The following is a 20,848-nucleotide window of genomic DNA, read 5'->3' on the forward strand; positions in this document are numbered from 1 at the left end:
GAAGATGGGTAGTTTATACCGTTCCAGAAGGGATAGATGGTTTACCGGTCTGCTAGGCGGACTGGGCGAATACTTCGGAATCAGCTCTACGGCGCTGCGGATCTTGACGATCATCAGCGTGCCGTTCACGGGTGGGACGACGATCTTCATATACCTGATTGCATCGCTTGTCATTTCAAAAGAGCCCTATGAACCATTCGATCCATACTTTCATAACAACGGTTGGAATGGCAATGGAGGTGCAGGCGGTTACGGCGGCGGAATGCCGGGCGGACCGGGTGGTCCGGGATACGGATGGGGCCCGCAGCGTCCCCCGCAGCCTCCATTTAGAGGCAACGCCCATGGCGCCAACCAACCTTACGGAAACAACAATCCATACAACGGCAACGTAAATGCCGGGAATTCCGGATTTAACGGGGCGGAGGCCTCCAATCTGGATTCCATGATGCAAGATATCGAAAAGAAAGCCATGAAAAAAGAACTGGAAGAGCTTCGTAAAAAGCTTTCCAACTATGAGAAGGGAGAAGTGTAAACAATGGGAGTATTCAAAAGAATTAAAGATATCACGAAGGCATCTGTCAATGACATGTTGGATAAGGTAGAGGATCCAATCGTAATGCTTAACCAATACCTGCGCGATATGGAGGCAGAAATCCGTGACGCCGAGGTAACCGTAGCTAAACAAATGGCTAATGAACGCAGAATGAAGCAGCGTCTTGATGAAGCTATCCGTATTTCCAGCCAAAGAGAGGCGCAAGCCGAAATCGCTCTGAGAAACGGGCAGGAAGAAGTAGCACGCAAGCTGCTTGAAGAAAAAATTCACTTCGATCAAAAGCAAGCAGAATTCAGCGATTTGCATACTCAATCCGAGGCGCAAGCCAATGAGTTGAAACAGCAGCTCCATGAAATGAAGGATGAGTTCTACAAACTGCGCAACAAACGTAACGAGCTGGTAAGCCGTGCGCAAATGGCTAAGGCTAGAAAGCAAATGTCCCAAATCAGCACGCTGCACTCGATCGAAAGCGGCAACGCTTCGCTCGGATTCCACCGGATGGAAGAGAAAATCATGCAGTTGGAAGCTGAGGCGGAAGTGTCCGGCGCAGTCTACCGGGGTACAACACCTTCGACTTATATCAGCCCGGCCGATGCCGAAAAGCAGTTGAAAGTAGATGCTCAGCTCGAAGCTTTGAAAGCTAAACTGAGCCCGGCTGAGAAACGCGAAGAAAGCGCGGAGTAACAGCTACACAGTAAGTAGGACAATGTGTTATGCTAGACCATGGTAAAGCCATGCGGTATGGATTCCATACCGTTATGGCTTTTCCAACTTATGACCGGCAGGAGGTGCGGCATGGATAAGCGGAAAAGGTTCCTCGCCATCGGATTGATCGGACTTGGCCTTTTGATGATTTTCGGCAACTGGCTGAGTTTTTTAACCATCGTCGCCCTATTTGTTTTAGGATACGGAATCTACAAGGTTCGCCAAGGGGAAGAGGTCAAAACGGGATACATTTTAATGGCCGTAGGCGGAGGGTTGATCCTGCTGGATCATTTCATGTTGGTCGTTGCGATTCTCATGGTCTCGTTAGGCTTATATTATGCAAAAATTCGCAAAACACAACCCCAGGGCAATTATATGCAAAAACAGAGCATCACGTCGAGCATTCACTGGGATCGTGATCCTTGGACTTTGAGAAATACAAGCATGTGGCACATCTTGGGGGAAATTGACATCGATATGTCACTTTCCATTATGGAGGGCACAAACAACATCCTCATGTTTCAGGGGATTGTCGGCGATATTGATCTGGCCGTGTCCGAGGATTATGGTGTCGAGATCGAAGCGTTCGTATTGTTCGGACAGATTGAGTTTGGTCATGACCGGGAAACGGGAATGTTGAACCGGTTATACTGGAAATCGCCGAATTATGAAGAGCGCGACCAAAAAGTGAAAATTATCATTTCCTATTTAGTGGGAGATGTAGATATACGATTAATTTAAGTCGGGAGGATCGCTCCGCATGAAGAATAAAAGACCTGGGAACATGGTTTCCCGAAGTATGCGGGAGGGGATTCTCCTGTGCTTTGTTTTACTGGCCGTTATTGTGTATGTTCTATATACATATGGATATTTCAAGCCGTCAACCAGTTGGAGAACGGGGATTCAGGCCGGATTGACGCTGCTGACCCTGCTGCTCAGCGTTGGAGCGGCTTTTGGTTTCTTTCAGGGATACCGTCAGAAGCGGAAGATTGATCTATTGCGGAATGCTTTGCTTCAATGGGAAAAGGGCAATCAGACCGGAACGGTGCCGAAGCTTGGCGTCGATGAGATCGGGGGGCTTGGGGAGCAACTGGAGCGGATCGGCAAGCGTTGGGAAGAGCAGGTGAGCTCGCTGCAGCGGCTCTCCACACATAACGCGCAGCTTGCAGAGCAGGCCAGAGTTTCGGCGATCGTGGAGGAAAGGCAAAGGCTTGCCCGAGAGCTTCATGATGCGGTATCCCAGCAGTTGTTCGCGATTTCCATGACGGCTACGGCCGTAGGACGAACGCTGGATAAAGACTTCGACAAGGCCCAGCGCCAGGTCGAATTGATCGAAGAGATGGCCTCTGTGGCCCAATCCGAAATGAGAGCGCTGCTGCTGCATTTACGGCCCGTATATTTGGAGGGGAAGGAGTTGTCGCAAGGCTTGCGCGAGCTTGTGAAAGAACTCAAGACCAAGGTGCCGATGGACTTGTCGCTTGAAATGGATGAGGAGCTCAATCTCGGGAAAGGAATCGAGAATCATCTGTTCCGCATCATCCAGGAGGCGATGTCCAATACGCTGCGCCATGCCAAGGCCGACAAAATGGAGATCCGGATCCACCGGAAGGGAGATACGGCGGTTAAAGTTACGCTGCGAGACAACGGAATAGGCTTTCAACTTGATGACAAGAAGCAGGCCTCCTATGGCTTGTCGACGATGCAGGAGCGGGTTCGGGAGATCGGCGGTTCGATTCAATTCATTACTGCTCCGGGCAAGGGAACGCGCATTGAAATTACAATACCGTTATTGAATGAGGAAATCGGGGGGGACGATCATCATGGAGATGGAAATGGAGAAGTTGATTAAAGTGCTGCTGGTTGACGACCATGAGATGGTGCGGATCGGACTTGCAGCCGTACTGGGCACCGAGGAAGGCATTGAAGTCGTCGGCGAGGCCAGCAGCGGAGAAGAGGGAATTCGGCTGGCTCAGGAGTATAGACCTGATGTCGTTTTGATGGATTTGGTGATGGAAGGGATGGACGGCATCGAGACGACGCGGCAGTTGCTCGCGCTGTATCCGGAATGCAAGGTGATCGTATTGACCAGTTATCTCGACGACGAGAAGATGTATCCGGTTATCGAAGCCGGAGCGTTCAGCTATCTGCTGAAGACCTCCCGGGCTTCCGAAATCGCGGAAGCGATCCGTGCCGCGGCCAGAGGCCAGTCCGTATTGGAATCCCAGGTTGCTTCCAAAATGATGAACCGGTTCCGTCAACCCAAACCGGAAACCCCGGCCCATGAAGACCTCACCGAACGGGAAATGGACGTTCTTCGCTTATTGGCGCAAGGCAAATCGAATCAGGATATCGCCGATGATCTGATCATTGGTATCAAGACAGTGAAGTTCCACGTTACGAACATTCTGGCCAAGCTGGGTGTCGAAGATCGCACCCAGGCTGCGATCTATGCCTACAAGAACGGCCTTGCGGAATGAAATATGAAAGAAGCAGCCCGGCGGCGTATGCCGGGTTGCTTCTTTTTTAATGATCGGACAATTTGTAGGAAGTGGCGTGTACGACCTTTAAATTAACTTCAACATCCCCCAAATCAATTTTTGAGATGAGGGAATTAGACGTGCCGGAGCTCAGTCGTTTCCAATTGGCATTATGCTTTCTGTACAATTTTTTCTCGAGTCCGTAAATATCGATATCCTTCTGCCGGGCTTCGGCAAATGTAGTTCTTACCTCTTTAGCAACCGCGATTTGGGCTAACTCCTTGATTTTTTGAGCGGTTGCGCTGCTCTCCTTATTGACTTCTACAACATGAATACGGGCTTTTATCTTCATCCCGGCAACAGGAACGCCGGCTTTAATTTTGAAATGAGACTTCGACTTGGAGTCCACAATATTAAGTACGACGTGGCTTCCGTCCGGCATGTCCACCGTTAAGGGATATTTGTACATTTTTCTGAAGGAAGTGTATCTCACTCCGTTCAAGTGCTCCATGTCCATAAAACCCGTGCTTTTTCCTTTTGAAATGCAGAATGCTCCGTTCAGCTTCACAAGATTGATCGGGTCGTTGTAATCTTTCCAAACCTCGTCAGTTATAGTAATCGACGGAAGCAGCGCTCGCCCGGCGGGCTCGTTAATCCCATTAATGAGTTTGATTAATTGGATCGGCTCGATCGAGGAATATTGCTTGAACACTTCCATGGGATCCATAAGCTCGGAGTTGATCACGGAATGATTGAGCAGCGATACGCTTGAAAGCAGTTGGCCCATCTCCTGGTCCGTTCCAAACACCCAGGGGGTGTAGCGGAAGTCACGGGAACGAAGCAGGCTCGCTACAGTTTCGGATAAATGGCTCTCCAGCAATGACCTGGAGAAGACGATCGTTTTGACATGAGTCCAGAGCGTACGCTGCTGAGAGGCGGGATATAGGTTGTTAAGCGCATCCGTCATCGTTGCTCCTTCAGCTTTGCCAATCCATATTTTCGCTTTTCCGGTATTGGAAGGGGTATCCTGTCGGGAAATTTCCCAAAAGTCCAGCATTTGGGCATAAATCACATAGTGATCCTTGACGTAATCTACGCCGAGCGCGGTGATGAAGTTGACGCTTTGAACCTCTTTGACATCCCAGCAGCCGGTGAGCAGAAGCGTGAGCATTAAGAGGACGGACATGACTTTCAAGACTGGTTCCCCCTTCCTTTGTCATCTTGGGTTCGCAGATAATGTGGCCTTTGTATTTTCTTATCCGCCGGCTCTTTTATAACGGCCACGAGGAAGTCTTTTTTATGGAAGGGAGAAATAGGCGCCAGGTAGGGAACGCCGTATGTCTCCAGCGATGAAATATACAGTACGACGGCGAAAGTTCCGATCATGAAACCGAACATGCCCAGCAAAGAGGAGAGGACCAGGATTACCAACCGTATTTGGGAAGCGCTCCCGCTGAGCGTCTGATTGATCAGAGCGGACGCCGCTACGATCGTTATAGCCACGGTGACAATGATGGTCGGTGAAGTAATTCCGGCGCGGATCGCCGCATCTCCGATAATTAAGCCCCCTACGACGGTAACTGTCTGGCCCAAAGCTTTAGGCAGCCGACGCCCCGCTTCGTTAAAGATTTCAAACAGGAACAGCATAATAAAAGTTTCGAGCGGAATTGGAAACGGTAATCCTTGTCTCGAATTGGTGATGGTCGCCAGCAGAGGCAGCGGAATCTGCTCCAGATTAAAGGTCGTTAGCGCAATATAGAAGCCCGGCAGAAAGAAGGAAATCAACAGACCTGCAATCCGCAGTATTTTTTGCAGGGATACAATAAAATAGGCCGTATTGGCGTCCTCCGGGGAAATAAGCTGGTTCATCAGAGTTACGGGAGCGATAATCGCCATTGGCGATCCGTCGACCATAACTGCGAATTTACCGGATAACAAGGCGTCCGCAGCAAAATCCGGTCTACCTGTATAATCGGTTAGAGGGAATAAGGTGTGGCCTTTTTTTCCCGAAACAATTGCTTCAATGAATGAGGTGCCGATAATGGCGTCCGTATCGATCCCGTTCAATCTGCTGCGGATTTCCTCCAGAATGTCGGGGTTGATGATATCGTTGATATAAAAAAGAGCAATCCGGGTTTCGCCGCGCCGCCCTTTCACCAACTGCTCGATACTTAGCGAATGGGTGCGAAGCCGCTTACGCATCAATGCAATGTTGGTCGTTAATTCCTCGGTGAAACCGTCGCGGGGGCCTTTGATCGAGGATTCGGTCAAGGGCTCTTCCGGAGAACGGGCTGGAGGATTAGAGATATCCAGACTAAAGCAGGATTGCAGCTTCTCTATGAAGACAATCAGATTTCCGCTGTATATCCGATAAGCGATATCATGTAAGCTGTCGATCTGTACGGGAGTCAATGGCAGGTGGTTATTATGCTCGATCTCAGTTGGCACAGCCGCGGGATAATCCCTGAAAATGGCGGCAAGGCCGGGAAGCACGAGCTGATTCAGTTGCTTGAAGTCGATCATTCCAGCCGAAAATGCAAGGATCACAGGCTGGGTGTCCAAATCGGAACCTGCGGCGTTAAAACAGTGAAGCATTACGTCTGCCGAGTTCTCGAAATATTCCTTAAACAATTCTTGAGTTATGATTAGAGGTTTGCCGGGTGACCCGGATCCCGGATCATGTTTCATGAGTGGAGCCTCCTTTTTTGCGGCCGGGCAGAAGAGCAGCGATGGCGAGCAGCAGGGTAAGACCGCTCATCAGCATTAAATTTCCCGGGAAAATATAATGGAATATCATAAATTGAAACTGTACATCGTTGAAAACGTAATTTCCCAGCGGAATTAAGGTAATAGCCATAACTAGCAGCAGAATGAAGCGGGACTTGGACTTCTTGAACTCCCATAAATCAGCGGCAGCAAACAGAGCGAAGGATATCCGGATAGCACTCCCGGAAAGCCACTGATATATGGAGAAAAAATCGGTTTGTGATATATACTTCCCAAATCCGGCAATTCTCCATTCTTCATATGCGGGATACCGCTGCAGCGAGGCTTCATATGGATTGAACTCGGAGATTGCTCCGGTAAGCGGCCCGATTGTAAGGCCGGTAATGATTACGGCTAACAGGACGAAGTGTTTCTTTTTTAATGGCTTTTCGAGGTGTGGCTGGATGAACAAAATGAGGAAAAATTCGAACAAACCGGAGCAGGCATACACCATGCCTTTTACCGGAGGCCCCCAGCCAAATTCAAGAATAGGAAATAAAAGGCTGTAGTCTTTGAACTCCACATTGGCTATTCCGACATAAAAGCCTAAGACGACAACGAGGGGGAGAAGCAGTCCCGATGCTACGGCAATGGTTTTTATACCAAGGGTTGCCCCTGCTAAACAAAGTCCGAGAAGTACAATCAGAGTGGCCCAGGTCGGGGTATAAGGCAAAAATGTGTTCTTGGTCCATGTGATCGTGTCGAATAAGGTAAACCAGGCTATCGTAAAAAAATAAATGGTAAGGACCGCGCGGAACAAATAGGAGGGGAAAGCTCCAAACCGGCTGCTGATCCAGCTGTGCAACGATTTACTCCGGGTCCGGTTTGTAATAAAGATGAGCAGACAAGTAAATATGCCGAATGGAAGAATGGAGAGAATGACGGAAAACCAGGCATCCCGCTTGGCGGCCTGCATCAAAGCCGGGATAACAAATACATGGTTGGTGATCCCCACGGTGAGCATAACCATCATAATGGCTTGCGATATGGAGGGCTTTGGCGATTTTATCATCTACAGGCTCCTTTCTTCGAAAATTTCAGTATATGGTATCCAAATCAAGAAAAGATATGCAGGTATAAGTTGCTCTCTATCAGGACATCCTGTTCTCATAGATTAATAGAGTAGCGGAGGAAATGAAGATGCCTATTCCGGTGAAAAAGTGGAGGAACGGATCGATCATATTGGCGGGTTGCGTGCTGTTGCTGATTTTGCTGTTGGGCAGCTTGGCTAAAGACCAGGCAACCGCAGTGAAAGAAGGTGGTCCCGTCGATGCTGCGGCCGCTCAGTGGGACAAACTGCTTGCTCTGGGCACCGGTTCTATTCATGAAGAAATGAAGGGCACGGTGAAATGGCAGGGGGATTGGAACACGCTGTTGGCGCCGGAAGAAGCGATAGGAGTGCTCGCCACCCGACTGGGTCTGTCCGAAGTTGAACCGGAGACAGTACAAGATCATGAGGTTTATTCCGCGTATGGCCGTTCGATGGAAATCCGCTCCAAACTAACGGTTACGCCGGTCAAGGAAGGGACCTATTATGTCATTCTTAGACTGGAGGGGGAAGGCATGGAGACATTGAAGGAAATGAAATCCGAGCAGACGGTTTCCGGAGAATCGCTTGCGGATGAGGGAGTGTCCATTCACTGGAACGCGGCTTTGCAGGGGACGATGAAGCCGGAGACCGGGGAATCTCCCGATACGGGTGAAATCGTGAGCACATCGATTGAAGACAGAATGCAAGAGCTGGAGGATTATGCTGCTCATGCATTAAAAATGGGCCTTGTGGAAAATTATAATGACGCAGACACCGTCAGCCGGACTTACTACATTCCCGAGCTGCCGATATCCGTGATTAGCGGCGGTAAGACCGTGTCGCTGCAGATGGCCGTTCACCGCAATTCGGAAACGGGGATGGAGGAATTGTCGTTAGGCTCACCCTTGCTGACAATTGAATATTAGAGGTTGTCTTGAAAACCTGACTGTTTGAACTCGCACTATAAGTGAAGGCAATGTAAATATTAGATAAATATTAGATGAATTTTCTGAAATACCGTCATTTTTTGATATGAATATGATGGCATCCTTTATGTGAATATGCTAAAATTACATCACATCCAGTGATGCCGTGTAAATTCATATCATTGGTGGGTAATTGAATAAATATTCACTATATTACATAGAAAGAAATGAGGAGCCATGGCTGATATTCAAAATCTAGAATCACTGCAGACACCAGGAGCGGTATTTTTTATTTTTGGGGCAACCGGAGATTTGGCACGCCGCAAGCTCTTTCCCGCTATATATTCACTCTATCGCGAAGGAAAGCTGGCTGAGGACTTCGCCGTAATCGGCGTGGCGCGCCGTCCGCGTTCGCAGGAGGAATTCCGGGATGACGTTCATCGCTCTATTCAGGAATTTTGCCGTTATAAAGTGGAGGATGAATCGAAGTGGACGCAGTTTGCTGAGCATTTTTCCTACAAATCTCTGGACATCAACAACATTGACGGATATCACGAGCTTCGCGAACTGACCGAATCCGTGGAATCCCGTTTCAGCATTCCGGGTAACCGGCTGTTCTACCTGGCGCTTGCGCCGGAGCTGTTCGGTAGCGTATCCTTCAACCTGCAGAAGGGCGGCATGCTTAGCAGCGGCGGCTGGCACCGGCTGGTCATCGAGAAGCCGTTCGGCTACGATCTGCTCTCCGCACAGAAGCTGAACGAAGAACTGAATCAGGTATTCAAAGAAGAAGAAATTTACCGGATCGACCACTATCTCGGCAAAGAGATGGTTCAAAATATTGAAGTAATCCGTTTTGCCAATGCGTTCTTTGAGCCGCTTTGGAACAACAAGCATATCGCAAATATTCAAATCACGCTTAGCGAAACTGTGGGCGTAGAAGAACGCGGCGGATATTACGATCATTCGGGAGCTCTGCGCGACATGGGCCAGAACCATATGCTGCAGATGCTGACCATGATTGCGATGGAGCCGCCTAGCCGTTTGTACCCGGAAGATATCCGGGACGAGAAGGTGAAGGTTCTCCGTTCATTGCGTCCGTACGCTTCCCCTGTGGAAGTGAAAGAGAGCGTCATTCGCGGTCAATATACGGAAGGCGAAAGCAAAGGCAAGAAGCTTCCTGGATACCGCCAGGAGGATAAGGTGGACCCGAACTCCAACACGGAAACCTACTTTGCGGCGAAAGTATTCGTTGACAATTTCCGCTGGGCCGGCGTACCGTTCTATATCCGTACAGGCAAACGTCTTCCGGTTAAGACAACTGAAGTTGTCGTAGAGTTCAAGCAAATGCCGACGAACGTATATCTGGGTCAGAAGCATAACCTGGAGCCGAACCTGCTTGTTATTCGTGTAAACCCTATGGAAGGGATCTATATCAAGATCAACGCGAAGAAGCCAGGCTCCGATTCCAAGATCGAACCTTTGGCGATGGAATTCTGCCAAAGCTGCCAGGTCGGGATCAACTCGCCGGAAGCCTATGAGCGTCTGATCCTTGATGCGGCGCACGGGGATTCCACCTACTTTACCCGCTGGGACGAGGTGGCTACCGCTTGGGCGTTCATCGACCGGATCGCATCGGCATGGGCGCAAAATCCGGGAGATATCAGTTCTTATCCTGCCGGTTCCTGGGGTCCGCAAGAAGCCCATGAACTGCTCGCCAAGGATGGATTCCACTGGTGGCCGGTCAATGGCCAGGAAGAAGATAATGTCGTTTGGGTAACGCCGTAACCTGAACCAAATAAATTGATGTGAGACTACAAACCGCCTTCGGGAGAACCTGAGGGCGGTTTTTTTTGCGTTGTTTAACAATTTAAGTAGTTAGATTTTTTCCATATATTGTATTCCGAAATTTTCAAACGGATGGTAGGATATGGTATATAAAAAGCGAGGAGTGAAATTATGAAAAAAATTGGTGTAAGGGTCATAGCATTCTTTTTGAGCATAGCCATGTTATTCCCTGCGCTCGCTTCTGCAGGTACTTCAACACCGGGGTTGCCGCTACGGATCGAAATCAATGGGGAAAAGGTTACGGAGTTCTCAAAAGAGCCGTTTTTTGATGAAAATGATGTCGTTTTCGTCCCGTTATCTTTTTTATCGGATTCCTTACATATGAGAGTTGAACAGAGCGGAAATGAGATAATTATAATTTATGACAGAAAGAAGCTTGAGTTTAAATCGGGAGAGACATTGTATCGGGTAAACGGAAAAGCCGGCCAGTTCAAGACCGCTTCCGTCGTCAAAGAGGAGACGTTATTCATACCGCTGCAGGGGATCTGCGAGGCCTTTGGGATTACTTATAAATGGGACGGACTGGTCAATACCTCTTACCTTATATGGAATGGGGAACCGGATCCGGATGTTATACTCCCCATTCCAGCACCTGTATCCAGTGATGTGTCTCTACAGCAAGACCAGTTAAACGGGAATCTGGCTGATTTCGGACATGTTGCAAGTACGGACAAATATCATTTTTATGTCAAACAATCGATTAAGCAGGATGTGCTTTACAGATATGATCTAAAAACAAAGCAAACCAAACAGATTGCAAGTGGAGAAAGTATTTATAATCTGGTTCCATACGGGGAGTGGCTGTATTTCTTGGGAGATAATCCGGGTTCCGGCTCTCACGACGCATTTTCCCTTTACAAAATTAAAATGGACGGTACGAAGAAATCAATCGTTGGGAAGAAAAATGATTTGGCGCGTGTGTTTGTCATCGATAAGGGCTGGATTTATTTTGGAAACTGGCAGGATCAACAACGTTTGTACAAAATGAAGCTGGATGGTTCGGGATTGAAGAAGCTCGGTGATGTTGAGGTAGGCAGGCTTCAAATTCGAGGGGATTGGCTGATCGCAGCGGACTGGAATGATGTTTACATCTATACGACGGCCGGGCAAAAGATTGCCGAGTTTTACTTGAGAGGCAGAAATATGACCGTTATCGGAGATAACTTGAGGATGAGCGGTTTCTCAGGAGAGATTACGACCATTCCGTTAAAAGCCGGTTCGCTTCTACAGGATACCCTGAAGATAAAAAGCGCTGACGTCCTTACTCAGGTAAATGAGATTGACATAGAGGTTATCAATTACAAAAATAATATTGCTTATATGTATTTCAGAGGGACCAGTCATATTTACAAAATGGCCTTGGATGACGAACCTAAGCCAGTTCCTTTTGTGACTATTCCGAAAAGCGGTTCCGTTCAGGAGATTCAGATTGCAGGAAATTACATGTACTATACGGTTATTTATACGAAAGATGGCCATCGAATCATCAAGCGGGAGCTGTACCGTGTTTCGCTGGTCGGCCAAGTGAAGCCGGAGAAGCTATATACCGTAAATCAGTAAAAGCGCCTAAATAAGAATGATAGGTGATTGTTCAGCGTTCATTTCAAAATTAGGCTTATAGAATTCAATTTCCAGCTTCCGTATCTGCGTAAGTCAAGCCAAAATATGTTACAATAACAGGTATGACTTTGTAGAAGCGAGAGGAAAGTGAGAATGAGCAACGCATTGGGACAACTGCTGCAGCAGGAAGTGGATAAGCGGAGAACGTTTGCGATCATCTCCCACCCGGATGCAGGGAAAACGACATTAACAGAAAAGCTGCTTTTGTTCGGGGGCGCCATCCGTTTAGCGGGATCGGTTAAAGCCCGGAAAGCCAGCAAGCACGCAACAAGCGACTGGATGGAAATTGAGAAGCAGCGGGGAATCTCCGTGACATCTTCCGTCATGCAGTTTGACTATAACGGCCATCGTATCAATATTTTGGATACGCCGGGCCACCAGGATTTCAGTGAGGACACCTACCGGACTTTGACGGCTGCGGACAGCGCCGTGATGCTGATTGACGTCGCCAAAGGCGTCGAAGCGCAGACGATTAAGCTGTTTCAGGTATGCGCCAAGCGGGGAATTCCGATTTTTACGTTTATCAACAAATTGGACCGCGAAGGACGCAGCCCGTTCGAATTGATGGAGGAAATCGAGCAAGTGCTCGGTATCCGTTCCGTTCCGATGAACTGGCCGATCGGCATGGGCCGGGAATTGTGCGGCGTTTATGACCGGATGAAGAATCAGGTGGAACTGTTCCAGGGCGACGACCATTCGAACATTCAAGTGAAGAAAGTGGATGGTTACGAGGATCCGGTCATTCGCGAAATGGCGGGCGACTACCTGCACGACCAGTTGTGCCAGGACTTGGAGCTGCTGGATGTAGCGGGCGATCCGTTTGATCTTGAAAAAGTGAAACGCGGGGAATTGACGCCGGTTTTCTTCGGCAGTGCGGTGAACAATTTCGGCGTACAGACATTCCTCGAGAACTTCCTTCAACTGGCACCGAAACCGGAGCCGCGCCGGAGCACTACGGGGGTCGTTGAACCGACGAACGAGAAATTCTCCGGCTACGTGTTCAAGATCCAGGCCAATATGAACCCGGCGCACCGGGACCGGATCGCATTCCTTCGGATCGTGTCCGGCAAGTTTGAGCGCGGAATGTCAGTTAAGCATGTTCGGGTGGGCAAGGAAATCAAGCTGTCCCAGCCGCAGCAATTCTTGGCTCAGGACCGGGACATTGTTACCGAGGCTTATCCGGGCGATATTATCGGCTTGTTCGACCCGGGAATTTTCCGGATCGGAGATTCGCTTAGTCAAGGCGGGGAAGTTACCTTTGATGAACTGCCAACCTTTTCGCCGGAAATCTTCGCAAAGGTTACGGTCAAGAATGCCCTCAAGCATAAGCAGTATCAAAAAGGGATCGACCAGTTGACCGAGGAAGGGACGATTCAGGTCTTCACCACGGTAGGCTTTGAAGATACGCTGCTGGGCGTTGTCGGACAATTGCAGTTTGAAGTGTTCGAATACCGGATGAAGGGCGAATACGGAGTCGATGTGATGCTTCAGCGGATGCCGTTCCAATTTGCCCGCTGGATTGTCGCGGACAAAGTCGATCCTTCGAAGTTCCGCATTAATTCCACTTTGGTAAAAGATAAAAAAGGCAACTATGTCGCCTTGTTCGAAAATGAATATGCGATGCGTACGGCGATGGAGAAAAATCCGGACGCACAGTTTTTGGAGACGGCTCCATAAGCCATCCAGGAAACCAGAGATTTTGATCTCATGAAAACAAGCCTTTCAGCGGAATGCTGAAGGCTTGTTTTTTTCGGGCAGGGTCTTATTTCAACGGCTTAAGATTACTGTGTTCCAGCTGGTCTTGCAGCACGGAAACCAACTCATCCTGTTTGGTGTGATCAATGTTCTTCCAGATCACCTCAAACACTACACCGAGACCGGGCAAAGCGGCTTCCTGTGCATCGATTGAGCCTTCGATCATGTCGCGCATTCCGCTTTCGCTTTTGCCGTGGATTTTATGCAGGACGGCTTCACGCAAACTCATGGTGATTGGCATTGGTAACCCTCCTTGAAATAGTGATCGCCCAAAACTTAACGTTCCCGGTCAAGGGGCCAAAAATTCAAGTTTGCATGACATTGTGATATACTATATCAATCCATAAGTCTCTAGGATGGTGAAGAAATGGCTCATACGGAGAAAAAACAATTTGCCGTAATCGGCATGGGACGGTTCGGTTTAAGTGTAGCTAAAGCGCTCAGCGGAATGGGGTTTGACGTACTCGCGATCGATGCGGACGAACAGCATACCCAGGCGGTGTCGAATATAGTGACTCATGCGGTATCGGCGGATTCCACCGATGAAGAAGCGCTTCGGGCGCTCGGAATCCGCAACTTCGATGTCGTGGTCGTGGCGATCGGGGAAGATATCCAGGCGAGCATTCTCACGACGCTTATTTTGAAAGATATGGGCGGCCCGCTGATTGTAGTCAAGGCTCAGAATGAGCTGCACGGGAAAGTGCTGCAAAAGATCGGCGCGGATAAAGTGATTTATCCGGAGCGGGACATGGGGCTGCGCGTAGCGCATCATCTGACCTCTCCGAATATTCTGGATTACATCGAATTGTCGGATGAATACAGCATTGTCGAGCTGCGGGCCACCAAGGCCATGCTCGGCCAAAACCTGAAGGAACTGAACGTACGCGCCAAATTCGGCTGCAACGTGATGGCGATCAAACGCGGATCGAAGATGAATATTTCTCCATCCTCCAGCGACCGCCTCTCAGAAGGCGATATCCTCGTCATTGTCGGCGAGAAGAATGACCTGACCAAGATGGAGCTGGCCTATTCGGAGGCTTGATCGAGGAAATGATTTTGGCAAAGGAATGAACCGGACATGCAAATATTGTCTCCGCAAAATCCGCGGGTAAAAGAATGGGCGGGACTGCTTGAGAAGAAGCAGCGCGATAAGCAGGGCAAGTTCCTCATCGAAGGCATCCATCTCGTCCAGGAGGCGCTGGAGGCGCGAGCGGATATCGAATGCGTCTGCTACGAGGCGGAGGCGGGAATTCCCGGCGAGTTGGCCGAGGCTGCATCGGCAGGCCTGGACGTGGAGTGGATCGCGGTGTCTGAAGCCGTGATCGGGAAATGCAGCGATACGAAGACGCCGCAGCCGGTGTTCGCCGTCGTCCGCAAAGCCGGCGGGGCCTTGCAGCCGCTGCTGGATACGGCAGGCGGCCTGGTTGTGGTGCTCGACGGCGTGCAGGATCCCGGCAACGTCGGCACCATTATCCGCACCGCCGACGCGGTCGGTGCGGACGGGGTTATTGTCGGCGCCGGATGCGCCGACATCTACGGGCCCAAGGTGCTGCGCGCCACCATGGGCTCGCTCTTTCACTTGCCGGTGGTACACGGCAAGCTGGGCGAGCTGCTGCCGCAGGCCAAGGCTCGCGGCATCCGGCTGGCCGGCACCAGCCTGCAGGCAGCGGTGAACTGCTACGCGTACGATTTCACCGGGCCGGTATGGCTGATGTTCGGCAGCGAAGGAAGCGGCCTGAGTCCGGAAGTCCGCGACCTCATGGACGACGGCCTCATCATCCCGATGCGCGGCCGCGCCGAATCGCTGAACGTGGCGATGGCCGCCTCGGTGCTGCTGTACGAAGCGCTGCGGCAGCGGGAGTTCTCGACCGGCCGATAATGGCGGCCAACGATCCTAAACAATAATAAAGACTGGAGAGGTTCAGCAGCACTTTGCTGGAACCTTGCTCCAGTCTTTTTTTTAATGAGACTAATTTAATAGATTAATTGCGACTTTGCATGGCAAGCTAGCAAATGGGATTTCGGTTTACGAGCGTTTGTTGTCGGACTCGAAACAATAAGGCTTCAATGAAAAAGTAGTTTTTGTACAAAAAGAGTATGATTCCGCCATTTTCGTTTATTCTACTGAATCCTATACTGTATGTGTATTGGGAGTAAGATTTGTCAGATGGTTAATCGTGCAGAGCATGTTTAGGCACAATTAAGTAGAGAGAAGGAGATTGACAATGGATCATCGGATATACAATGTTGCTATTATCGGCTACGGGGGCATGGGCAGCTATCACGTCAAATTGATGGAATCCGAGCCGCAGGTTGCCGTTATCGGCGTATACGATATCGTGGAGTATCGGATGGACCTGGCCGAAGCCAGTGGCCATAAGACTTATCCAAGCCTGGAGGCCGTTCTGGCCGATGAGTCCGTGGATGTGGTTCTGATCGCCACGCCTAACGACGTTCATAAAGAGATTGCGATTAAAGCGCTGCAGGCTGGTAAACATGTCATTTGCGAAAAACCGGTTACGATAACCAGCTCCGATTTTATGGATATTGTCGAAGTAGCGAAACAGGAGAACCGCTTGTTTTCGGTGCATCAAAATCGCCGATGGGATGATGATTTTCGAATTGCCAAAGAGATCATCGACAAGAAGACCTTGGGAGAATTGTTCCATTTGGAATCCCGGGTTCAGGGAGCCAACGGCATTCCCGGGGACTGGCGCCAGCTAAAGGCTTACGGCGGAGGTATGCTGCTGGATTGGGGCGTACATTTACTGGACCAACTTCTTCTGATTACGGACAGCCAAATTGAAAGCGTAGCTGCTACGTTAAGTTATATTTTGGGTACCGAAGTAGATGACGGCTTTACCAGCTACATCACGTTCAAGGATGGCTTGACGGCACTCATTGAAGTGGGGACGACCAACTACGTGAAGCTGCCGCGCTGGTATATCAAAGGGACGGAAGGTACCGCAGTAATCAGAGATTGGGATTTGAGCGGGGAGATTATCACCCGGAATCCGGATGTTGCCCACGTTGAGCCGAAACCGATCCAAGCGGGTCAGGGGTTGACCAAGACGATGGCGCCGCCGTCCGAAGAGTCCACACTTACCCTCCCGATTGAGAAACCGGCCCCTGCAGCTCAAAGCTTCTATGCCAACTATATTTCCGCCATCGAAGGAACATCGGAACCAGTAGTAAAGAACGAGGAAGTACATCGTGTACTGGTGCTGATCGAGACGATTTTTGAGGCTGCCGCAACCAAAAGCGTGATTCATAGAAGCATCTAAAGTTCGTGATATATTGGAAAGTTGTAGCTGATGATGCAAGCCCCGGTTCAAGAGAACCGGGGCTTGTTGCTTCAATCAGGCTTAGAACGGACCTTTATGAGTCGGTCGGGACGATCGGATTGGCCTGAACAGAATTGAGCTGAATGGAGTTAAGTGAAGCCGAAAGCCGACTAATCGTCCGTCGAAGGCTGGTTGAGCCAAGGGGAACCCATACTTAACGGACACCGCAGACCTTATTGAGGCGAAAATCATCTATAAAAAAACCTAACGGACGCCACAGCCCTTAAAATGTCCAAAAAGCCTTGATGAAGGACAATTTACGGCGGTTAGCGTCTCCTGTGTCCGTTAGCTTCCCGGGATCCCCGATTCTGAGCAGATAAGGGCTTCTGTGTCCGTTAGAATTTGAATTTCCTCGCGTCATAAGAGAGGGAGCTCCCCTATCTAATTTTCATATACTCATAGCATTTCAGCAGGATTTATCGGGAGAGAGGGAGAATATAAACGAATATAAACCCTATAGAAGTACTCTATCGCGATCCTCTGGTACAAACAGAGGTTTTTCTTTACTATAACTTGTGATTTTATTCACAATACATCAACGGTCCTAAAGGAGCAGCAAACATGAAAATCGGTGAATTTGCCAAAAAAAACAATATTACGCAAGATACGATTCGCCATTATATCGATCTGGGGCTCCTTGTTGCGGAAAAGCAGGGCTCCCAGTATAGGTTTACGGAAGAGGATAGCGGAGATCTCGAAGAGATCGTGAAGCTGAAGCAGCTGGATTTTTCGCTGACAGAAATTCAGGAGATTCTGTGCTTTTACCGGCTCGAGGGAGAAAAGTCGAATGACTTTAGAAGTTTTTACTTATCCCTGTTGGAAAGAAAAAAGGAACAAGTCCGGCTCGAGCAATTAAAATTCCAAGAGATCGACGGACATTTAAAGAAACGGATCCACGAGCTGAAGATGGATAAAGCAAGCATACATAGAAAAATAGGATTTCCCATATCCTCTACACCGCTTTTGCAATGCCCTGAATGCAGATCAGCCTTGGACATTAACGGGGGCACGATTGAAAGAAACATGCTGATGGAAGCCGAATTTCAGTGTGAATGCGGATATATTTCATACATCGAGGATGGAATTTATGTAGATAAAGCGGCAGTCGGCAAAAAGAAGAAGATTCCGCCGAAACAAGATTTCCTGGAGGCTGCTTCACCCAAGTACATTAACTTTTTGTATAACGGAACGTCTACCTTAATCGATTACATTCAAAATCACGGAAGCCAATCTGGATATATTATGGAGCTGGACAATTGCGTCGGCCGGTTTTTAATGCAATACATTGAATTTTTGCCGAAAAGCTGTACTTACATTCTTATTTGTCATGACAAAGAGCGTATTAGTAATATGAAAAATAACATTGAGCTTCAGCAGGAGCATAGCAACATTATCTTCTTCTGCTGCGAGTTGGACCGATTGCCCTTTGCTCCTGCGTCGATCGATATCATCGTCGACCATTGGATGAGCAAAACCTATGCCAAAACCGCGGACAGGGATCTGATGGATATCGTCTCTCCGTTCCTGAAACAAGAGGGGCTGCTTGTGGGAGCCTATCCTCACTTGGGGCCGTATTGCAAGGATTATCTCCATGTTCCGCTTAAGCTCAGGGAGCTTTTCAATTGGGACAAAATGCTGTGTAAATTGCAACAATTGAATTTTACGGAGCTGGATGTCTCGGAGTTGGGTCCGATCACTGAAGACAATCCGTATATCGACATTCAAGGAAAAGAACAATATCTGACTTTGTACGTAGGCAAGAAAAAGGCCAATTTTGATGTGTTTTGTTCGGGTGTCCAACAGGGAGTCAAACTGAAGCATAATAGAATATCTTGAAATGTCGGGTTAACCCCAAATTTTCGATTTTTACGCGCTTATTCACGTGCATAATTTCACAAAGTCATATTGACGTCGTCATAACCCCAGCATATAGAATCATGATTATATTCATGAGTTTTATAAATCAAGGGGGAACAGGACATGAAAATGAATGCGAAAAAGGTAGGCTTATTGCTGCTGGGGCTTCTAATGGTACTGAGCGTATTCGGCTGCTCCAAATCCGAGACGGCCAAGAACTCGGGGGCGGAGGCGGCATCGGCTTCGGGCAAGTATAAACCGGGCACTTATACGGCAAAGGCTGCCGGTAACAATGGGGATGTTACGGTGGAGGTCGTGTTTGACGAGAACTCCATCATTTCCGTGACTGTGAAGGACAACAGCGAAACGGAAGGGCTTAGCGATAAAGCCCTGGAACGCATCCCGCAGCAGATTGTGGACGGGCAAACCTTGGCTGTGGACATGGTGTCCGGCGCATCCAATTCATCGAAGGCTATTTTGGCTGCGGTTGAAGACTGCGTCAAACAGGCCGGCGGAGATGTAGATACCCTTAAGGTTGCAGCCGTAACCGAGGATAAACCGCATCAGGAAAATGAGTTGACCACGGATGTTGTCGTCATCGGCGGTGGAGGGACAGGCTTGGCAGCCGCCGGGTCGGCTTTTGAGAACGGAGCGAAAGTCATCGTGCTCGAAAAAATGGGTACTTTGGGCGGATCTACGGCGTTATCCGGCGGAGCGATTGGGGCGACGGGCACGCGATTCCAGAAGGAGCAAGGCATTGAGGATTCGCCGGAATCATGGCTGAAGCTTTGGAAGGAACGCCAGAGTACAAGTAATCCGGACGGTAAATATCCGGATTACGACCGCGTGAGCAAATTTATGGACGATGCCGTGGATACGACCCATTGGCTGGTCGATTACATGAATCATAAGTACGTGAACGTGGCCGGCTTTGGCGTCGACCCTGTGGCTCGCCTGCATTTCCCTGAAAAGAGCGGTGCGACTATAATTGCGAATATGGAGAAAACGCTGAACGATAAAGGAATCGATATTTTAACAGAAACCAAGGCAACGGAATTATTGACCGATGACAAAGGCAATGTGGTAGGCGTCAAAGCTGAGAATGCCGAAGGAACGCTGACCGTTCATGCCAAGAAGGTCATCATCGCCACCGGCGGATTCGCCAGAAGCGAAGAGCTTATGAAGCGTTTCCTGCCGGAATTCGTGGAAGTGATGGACGTATCTGCGTCGGCGGCGGGCAGTACGGGCGACGGGATTGTGATGGCGGAAAAGTTAGGGGCAGCGCTCTATGAAGATCCGTGGATTATCGGCCTGGGCATAGCGGCTCGCGTTCCAGAATTGCGCGTCCTTGAATGGGATCCGACGAAGATGTATGTGAATGAACAAGGCGAGCGCTATATGAATGAAAACAGTCATTACGCCGTCGTGACGAACAAGGCTGCCGACAACGGGCAAGTTTGGGTGGTCATTGACTCAAGCGAAGCCAATGCTGATGTGATCAAATCGATTGAAGGACAGCTACCGAATGATGAAATCGCGGTCGGGAATACCGTTAAAGAACTGGCTGCCGCGATGCAAGTTCCGGAAGCGGCTCTTATAAAGACAATGGATACGTTCAATGAAGGCGTGGCTTCCGGCCAAGATTTATTCAAGAAAGACGCAAAAATGCTGGTATCCGTAAAAAAAGGGCCGTTTTACGCGTTCAAGTTCTATCCAAGAACCATGGGGACTTTCGGAGGCGTGAAGGTGGATGAGAATTATCGGGTTCTTAAAGAGGACGGCTCGGTGATCAATAATCTATACGCGGGCGGTGAAGCAGCGAACCGTTACCTGTATAACCAGGTTTATATGACCGGCAGCGCAGTTCAATATGCCTTAACTAGCGGTCGCCTAAGCGGAGAACATGCCGCTAAAGCAGCCATAGACGGGGAGTAACCCCCTGCAGGATCCCTCTAAAGCATGGAGCAAAC

18 protein-coding genes are annotated in these 20,848 nt (G+C 49.3%); 14 read left to right on the forward strand and 4 right to left on the reverse strand.

What is annotated here, in order from left to right; all coding sequences use genetic code 11:
- Window positions 1-4: 4 nt before the first annotated feature.
- From KJS57_RS18225 to KJS57_RS18245, 5 genes are all read left to right on the forward strand, one after another.
- Window positions 5-532, forward strand: coding sequence for a PspC domain-containing protein (locus KJS57_RS18225; protein ID WP_213655989.1), 528 nt, complete (start codon window positions 5-7; stop codon window positions 530-532).
- A 3-nt stretch (window positions 533-535) separates the two neighbouring features.
- Window positions 536-1,237: a PspA/IM30 family protein gene (locus KJS57_RS18230; protein ID WP_213655887.1), complete on the forward strand. Its 702-nt coding sequence runs from the start codon at window positions 536-538 to the stop codon at window positions 1,235-1,237.
- A 111-nt stretch (window positions 1,238-1,348) separates the two neighbouring features.
- Window positions 1,349-1,999 (forward strand): cell wall-active antibiotics response protein LiaF, encoded by a 651-nt coding sequence (liaF, locus tag KJS57_RS18235; protein WP_211025676.1) that lies wholly within the window; start codon window positions 1,349-1,351, stop codon window positions 1,997-1,999.
- A gap of 19 nt (window positions 2,000-2,018) precedes the next feature.
- Window positions 2,019-3,107: a sensor histidine kinase gene (locus KJS57_RS18240; RefSeq protein WP_211025678.1), complete on the forward strand. Its 1,089-nt coding sequence runs from the start codon at window positions 2,019-2,021 to the stop codon at window positions 3,105-3,107.
- On the forward strand, window positions 3,085-3,735 hold the full coding sequence (locus KJS57_RS18245) for a response regulator (RefSeq protein ID WP_435530092.1): 651 nt from the start codon (window positions 3,085-3,087) through the stop codon (window positions 3,733-3,735). The genes KJS57_RS18240 and KJS57_RS18245 overlap by 23 nt, the downstream gene beginning before the upstream one ends.
- 46 nt (window positions 3,736-3,781) lie before the next feature.
- On the opposite strand, the gene KJS57_RS18250 is transcribed toward KJS57_RS18245, so the two are convergent.
- The 3 genes from KJS57_RS18250 to KJS57_RS18260 are packed head-to-tail and all read right to left on the reverse strand — an operon-like array spanning window position 3,782 to window position 7,513.
- Window positions 3,782-4,921 carry a Ger(x)C family spore germination protein gene (locus KJS57_RS18250; protein WP_244861623.1) on the reverse strand — a complete coding sequence of 380 codons (1,140 nt, stop codon included), beginning with the start codon at window positions 4,919-4,921 and terminating at the stop codon, window positions 3,782-3,784.
- Between the two features lie 5 nt (window positions 4,922-4,926).
- Entirely contained in the window at window positions 4,927-6,423 is a 1,497-nt protein-coding gene (locus KJS57_RS18255; protein ID WP_213655889.1) for a spore germination protein, read from the reverse strand.
- The gene (locus tag KJS57_RS18260) at window positions 6,413-7,513 is read right to left on the reverse strand and encodes an endospore germination permease (RefSeq protein WP_213655890.1); all 1,101 of its coding nucleotides are present in this window, start codon (window positions 7,511-7,513) and stop codon (window positions 6,413-6,415) included. Before KJS57_RS18260 ends, KJS57_RS18255 begins: the two co-directional genes overlap by 11 nt.
- 128 nt (window positions 7,514-7,641) lie before the next feature.
- Between KJS57_RS18260 and KJS57_RS18265 the strand changes: the two genes are divergently transcribed.
- The 4 genes from KJS57_RS18265 (at window position 7,642) to KJS57_RS18280 (ending at window position 13,599) form a co-directional block, all read left to right on the forward strand.
- On the forward strand, window positions 7,642-8,457 hold the full coding sequence (locus KJS57_RS18265; RefSeq protein WP_213655891.1) for a YwmB family TATA-box binding protein: 816 nt from the start codon (window positions 7,642-7,644) through the stop codon (window positions 8,455-8,457).
- 237 nt (window positions 8,458-8,694) lie between these two features.
- The gene (zwf, locus tag KJS57_RS18270; RefSeq protein ID WP_211025688.1) at window positions 8,695-10,242 is read left to right on the forward strand and encodes a glucose-6-phosphate dehydrogenase; all 1,548 of its coding nucleotides are present in this window, start codon (window positions 8,695-8,697) and stop codon (window positions 10,240-10,242) included.
- A 171-nt stretch (window positions 10,243-10,413) separates the two neighbouring features.
- Entirely contained in the window at window positions 10,414-11,862 is a 1,449-nt protein-coding gene (locus KJS57_RS18275; protein ID WP_213655892.1) for a DUF5050 domain-containing protein, read from the forward strand.
- A 153-nt stretch (window positions 11,863-12,015) separates the two neighbouring features.
- Window positions 12,016-13,599, forward strand: coding sequence for a peptide chain release factor 3 (locus KJS57_RS18280; protein WP_213655893.1), 1,584 nt, complete (start codon window positions 12,016-12,018; stop codon window positions 13,597-13,599).
- Between the two features lie 85 nt (window positions 13,600-13,684).
- Here KJS57_RS18280 and sspI read toward each other — a convergent pair whose 3' ends face one another.
- Window positions 13,685-13,918 (reverse strand): small acid-soluble spore protein SspI, encoded by a 234-nt coding sequence (gene sspI, locus KJS57_RS18285; RefSeq protein ID WP_211025694.1) that lies wholly within the window; start codon window positions 13,916-13,918, stop codon window positions 13,685-13,687.
- Window positions 13,919-14,044: 126 nt separating this feature from the next.
- On the opposite strand from sspI, the gene KJS57_RS18290 reads away from it, so the two are divergent.
- The 5 genes from KJS57_RS18290 to KJS57_RS18310 all read left to right on the forward strand — a co-directional run bounded on the left by KJS57_RS18290 (window position 14,045) and on the right by KJS57_RS18310 (window position 20,813).
- Complete coding sequence (locus KJS57_RS18290; protein ID WP_211025696.1) at window positions 14,045-14,719, forward strand: potassium channel family protein; 675 nt, start codon at window positions 14,045-14,047, stop codon at window positions 14,717-14,719.
- Between the two features lie 36 nt (window positions 14,720-14,755).
- On the forward strand, window positions 14,756-15,556 hold the full coding sequence (locus KJS57_RS18295) for a TrmH family RNA methyltransferase (RefSeq protein ID WP_213655894.1): 801 nt from the start codon (window positions 14,756-14,758) through the stop codon (window positions 15,554-15,556).
- 346 nt (window positions 15,557-15,902) lie between these two features.
- On the forward strand, window positions 15,903-16,961 hold the full coding sequence (locus KJS57_RS18300) for a Gfo/Idh/MocA family protein (protein ID WP_244861616.1): 1,059 nt from the start codon (window positions 15,903-15,905) through the stop codon (window positions 16,959-16,961).
- Window positions 16,962-17,582: 621 nt separating this feature from the next.
- Window positions 17,583-18,857 (forward strand): MerR family transcriptional regulator, encoded by a 1,275-nt coding sequence (locus tag KJS57_RS18305; RefSeq protein ID WP_213655896.1) that lies wholly within the window; start codon window positions 17,583-17,585, stop codon window positions 18,855-18,857.
- Window positions 18,858-19,001: 144 nt separating this feature from the next.
- A complete protein-coding gene (locus KJS57_RS18310; protein WP_213655897.1) occupies window positions 19,002-20,813 on the forward strand; it encodes an FAD-dependent oxidoreductase in 1,812 nt (603 codons plus the stop codon).
- Window positions 20,814-20,848: the final 35 nt, after the last annotated feature.

Origin of the sequence: Paenibacillus vini (genome assembly GCF_018403325.1) — a bacterium.
GTDB lineage: Bacteria > Bacillota > Bacilli > Paenibacillales > Paenibacillaceae > Fontibacillus > Fontibacillus vini.

Excerpts from the sequence above, each read along its gene's own strand:
- KJS57_RS18265 (WP_213655891.1), top strand. The coding sequence starts at position 7,642 with ATGCCTATTCCGGTGAAAAAGTGGAGGAACGGATCGATCATATTGGCG.
- KJS57_RS18300 (WP_244861616.1), top strand. The coding sequence starts at position 15,903 with ATGGATCATCGGATATACAATGTTGCTATTATCGGCTACGGGGGCATG.
- KJS57_RS18295 (WP_213655894.1), top strand. The coding sequence starts at position 14,756 with ATGCAAATATTGTCTCCGCAAAATCCGCGGGTAAAAGAATGGGCGGGA.
- KJS57_RS18275 (WP_213655892.1), top strand. The coding sequence starts at position 10,414 with ATGAAAAAAATTGGTGTAAGGGTCATAGCATTCTTTTTGAGCATAGCC.
- KJS57_RS18225 (WP_213655989.1), top strand. The coding sequence starts at position 5 with ATGGGTAGTTTATACCGTTCCAGAAGGGATAGATGGTTTACCGGTCTG.
- KJS57_RS18260 (WP_213655890.1), bottom strand. The coding sequence starts at position 7,513 with ATGATAAAATCGCCAAAGCCCTCCATATCGCAAGCCATTATGATGGTT.
- KJS57_RS18245 (WP_435530092.1), top strand. The coding sequence starts at position 3,085 with ATGGAAATGGAGAAGTTGATTAAAGTGCTGCTGGTTGACGACCATGAG.
- KJS57_RS18255 (WP_213655889.1), bottom strand. The coding sequence starts at position 6,423 with ATGAAACATGATCCGGGATCCGGGTCACCCGGCAAACCTCTAATCATA.
- KJS57_RS18305 (WP_213655896.1), top strand. The coding sequence starts at position 17,583 with ATGAAAATCGGTGAATTTGCCAAAAAAAACAATATTACGCAAGATACG.
- zwf (WP_211025688.1), top strand. The coding sequence starts at position 8,695 with ATGGCTGATATTCAAAATCTAGAATCACTGCAGACACCAGGAGCGGTA.
- sspI (WP_211025694.1), bottom strand. The coding sequence starts at position 13,918 with ATGCCAATCACCATGAGTTTGCGTGAAGCCGTCCTGCATAAAATCCAC.
- KJS57_RS18250 (WP_244861623.1), bottom strand. The coding sequence starts at position 4,921 with ATGTCCGTCCTCTTAATGCTCACGCTTCTGCTCACCGGCTGCTGGGAT.
- KJS57_RS18310 (WP_213655897.1), top strand. The coding sequence starts at position 19,002 with ATGAAAATGAATGCGAAAAAGGTAGGCTTATTGCTGCTGGGGCTTCTA.
- KJS57_RS18240 (WP_211025678.1), top strand. The coding sequence starts at position 2,019 with ATGAAGAATAAAAGACCTGGGAACATGGTTTCCCGAAGTATGCGGGAG.
- KJS57_RS18290 (WP_211025696.1), top strand. The coding sequence starts at position 14,045 with ATGGCTCATACGGAGAAAAAACAATTTGCCGTAATCGGCATGGGACGG.
- KJS57_RS18280 (WP_213655893.1), top strand. The coding sequence starts at position 12,016 with ATGAGCAACGCATTGGGACAACTGCTGCAGCAGGAAGTGGATAAGCGG.
- KJS57_RS18230 (WP_213655887.1), top strand. The coding sequence starts at position 536 with ATGGGAGTATTCAAAAGAATTAAAGATATCACGAAGGCATCTGTCAAT.
- liaF (WP_211025676.1), top strand. The coding sequence starts at position 1,349 with ATGGATAAGCGGAAAAGGTTCCTCGCCATCGGATTGATCGGACTTGGC.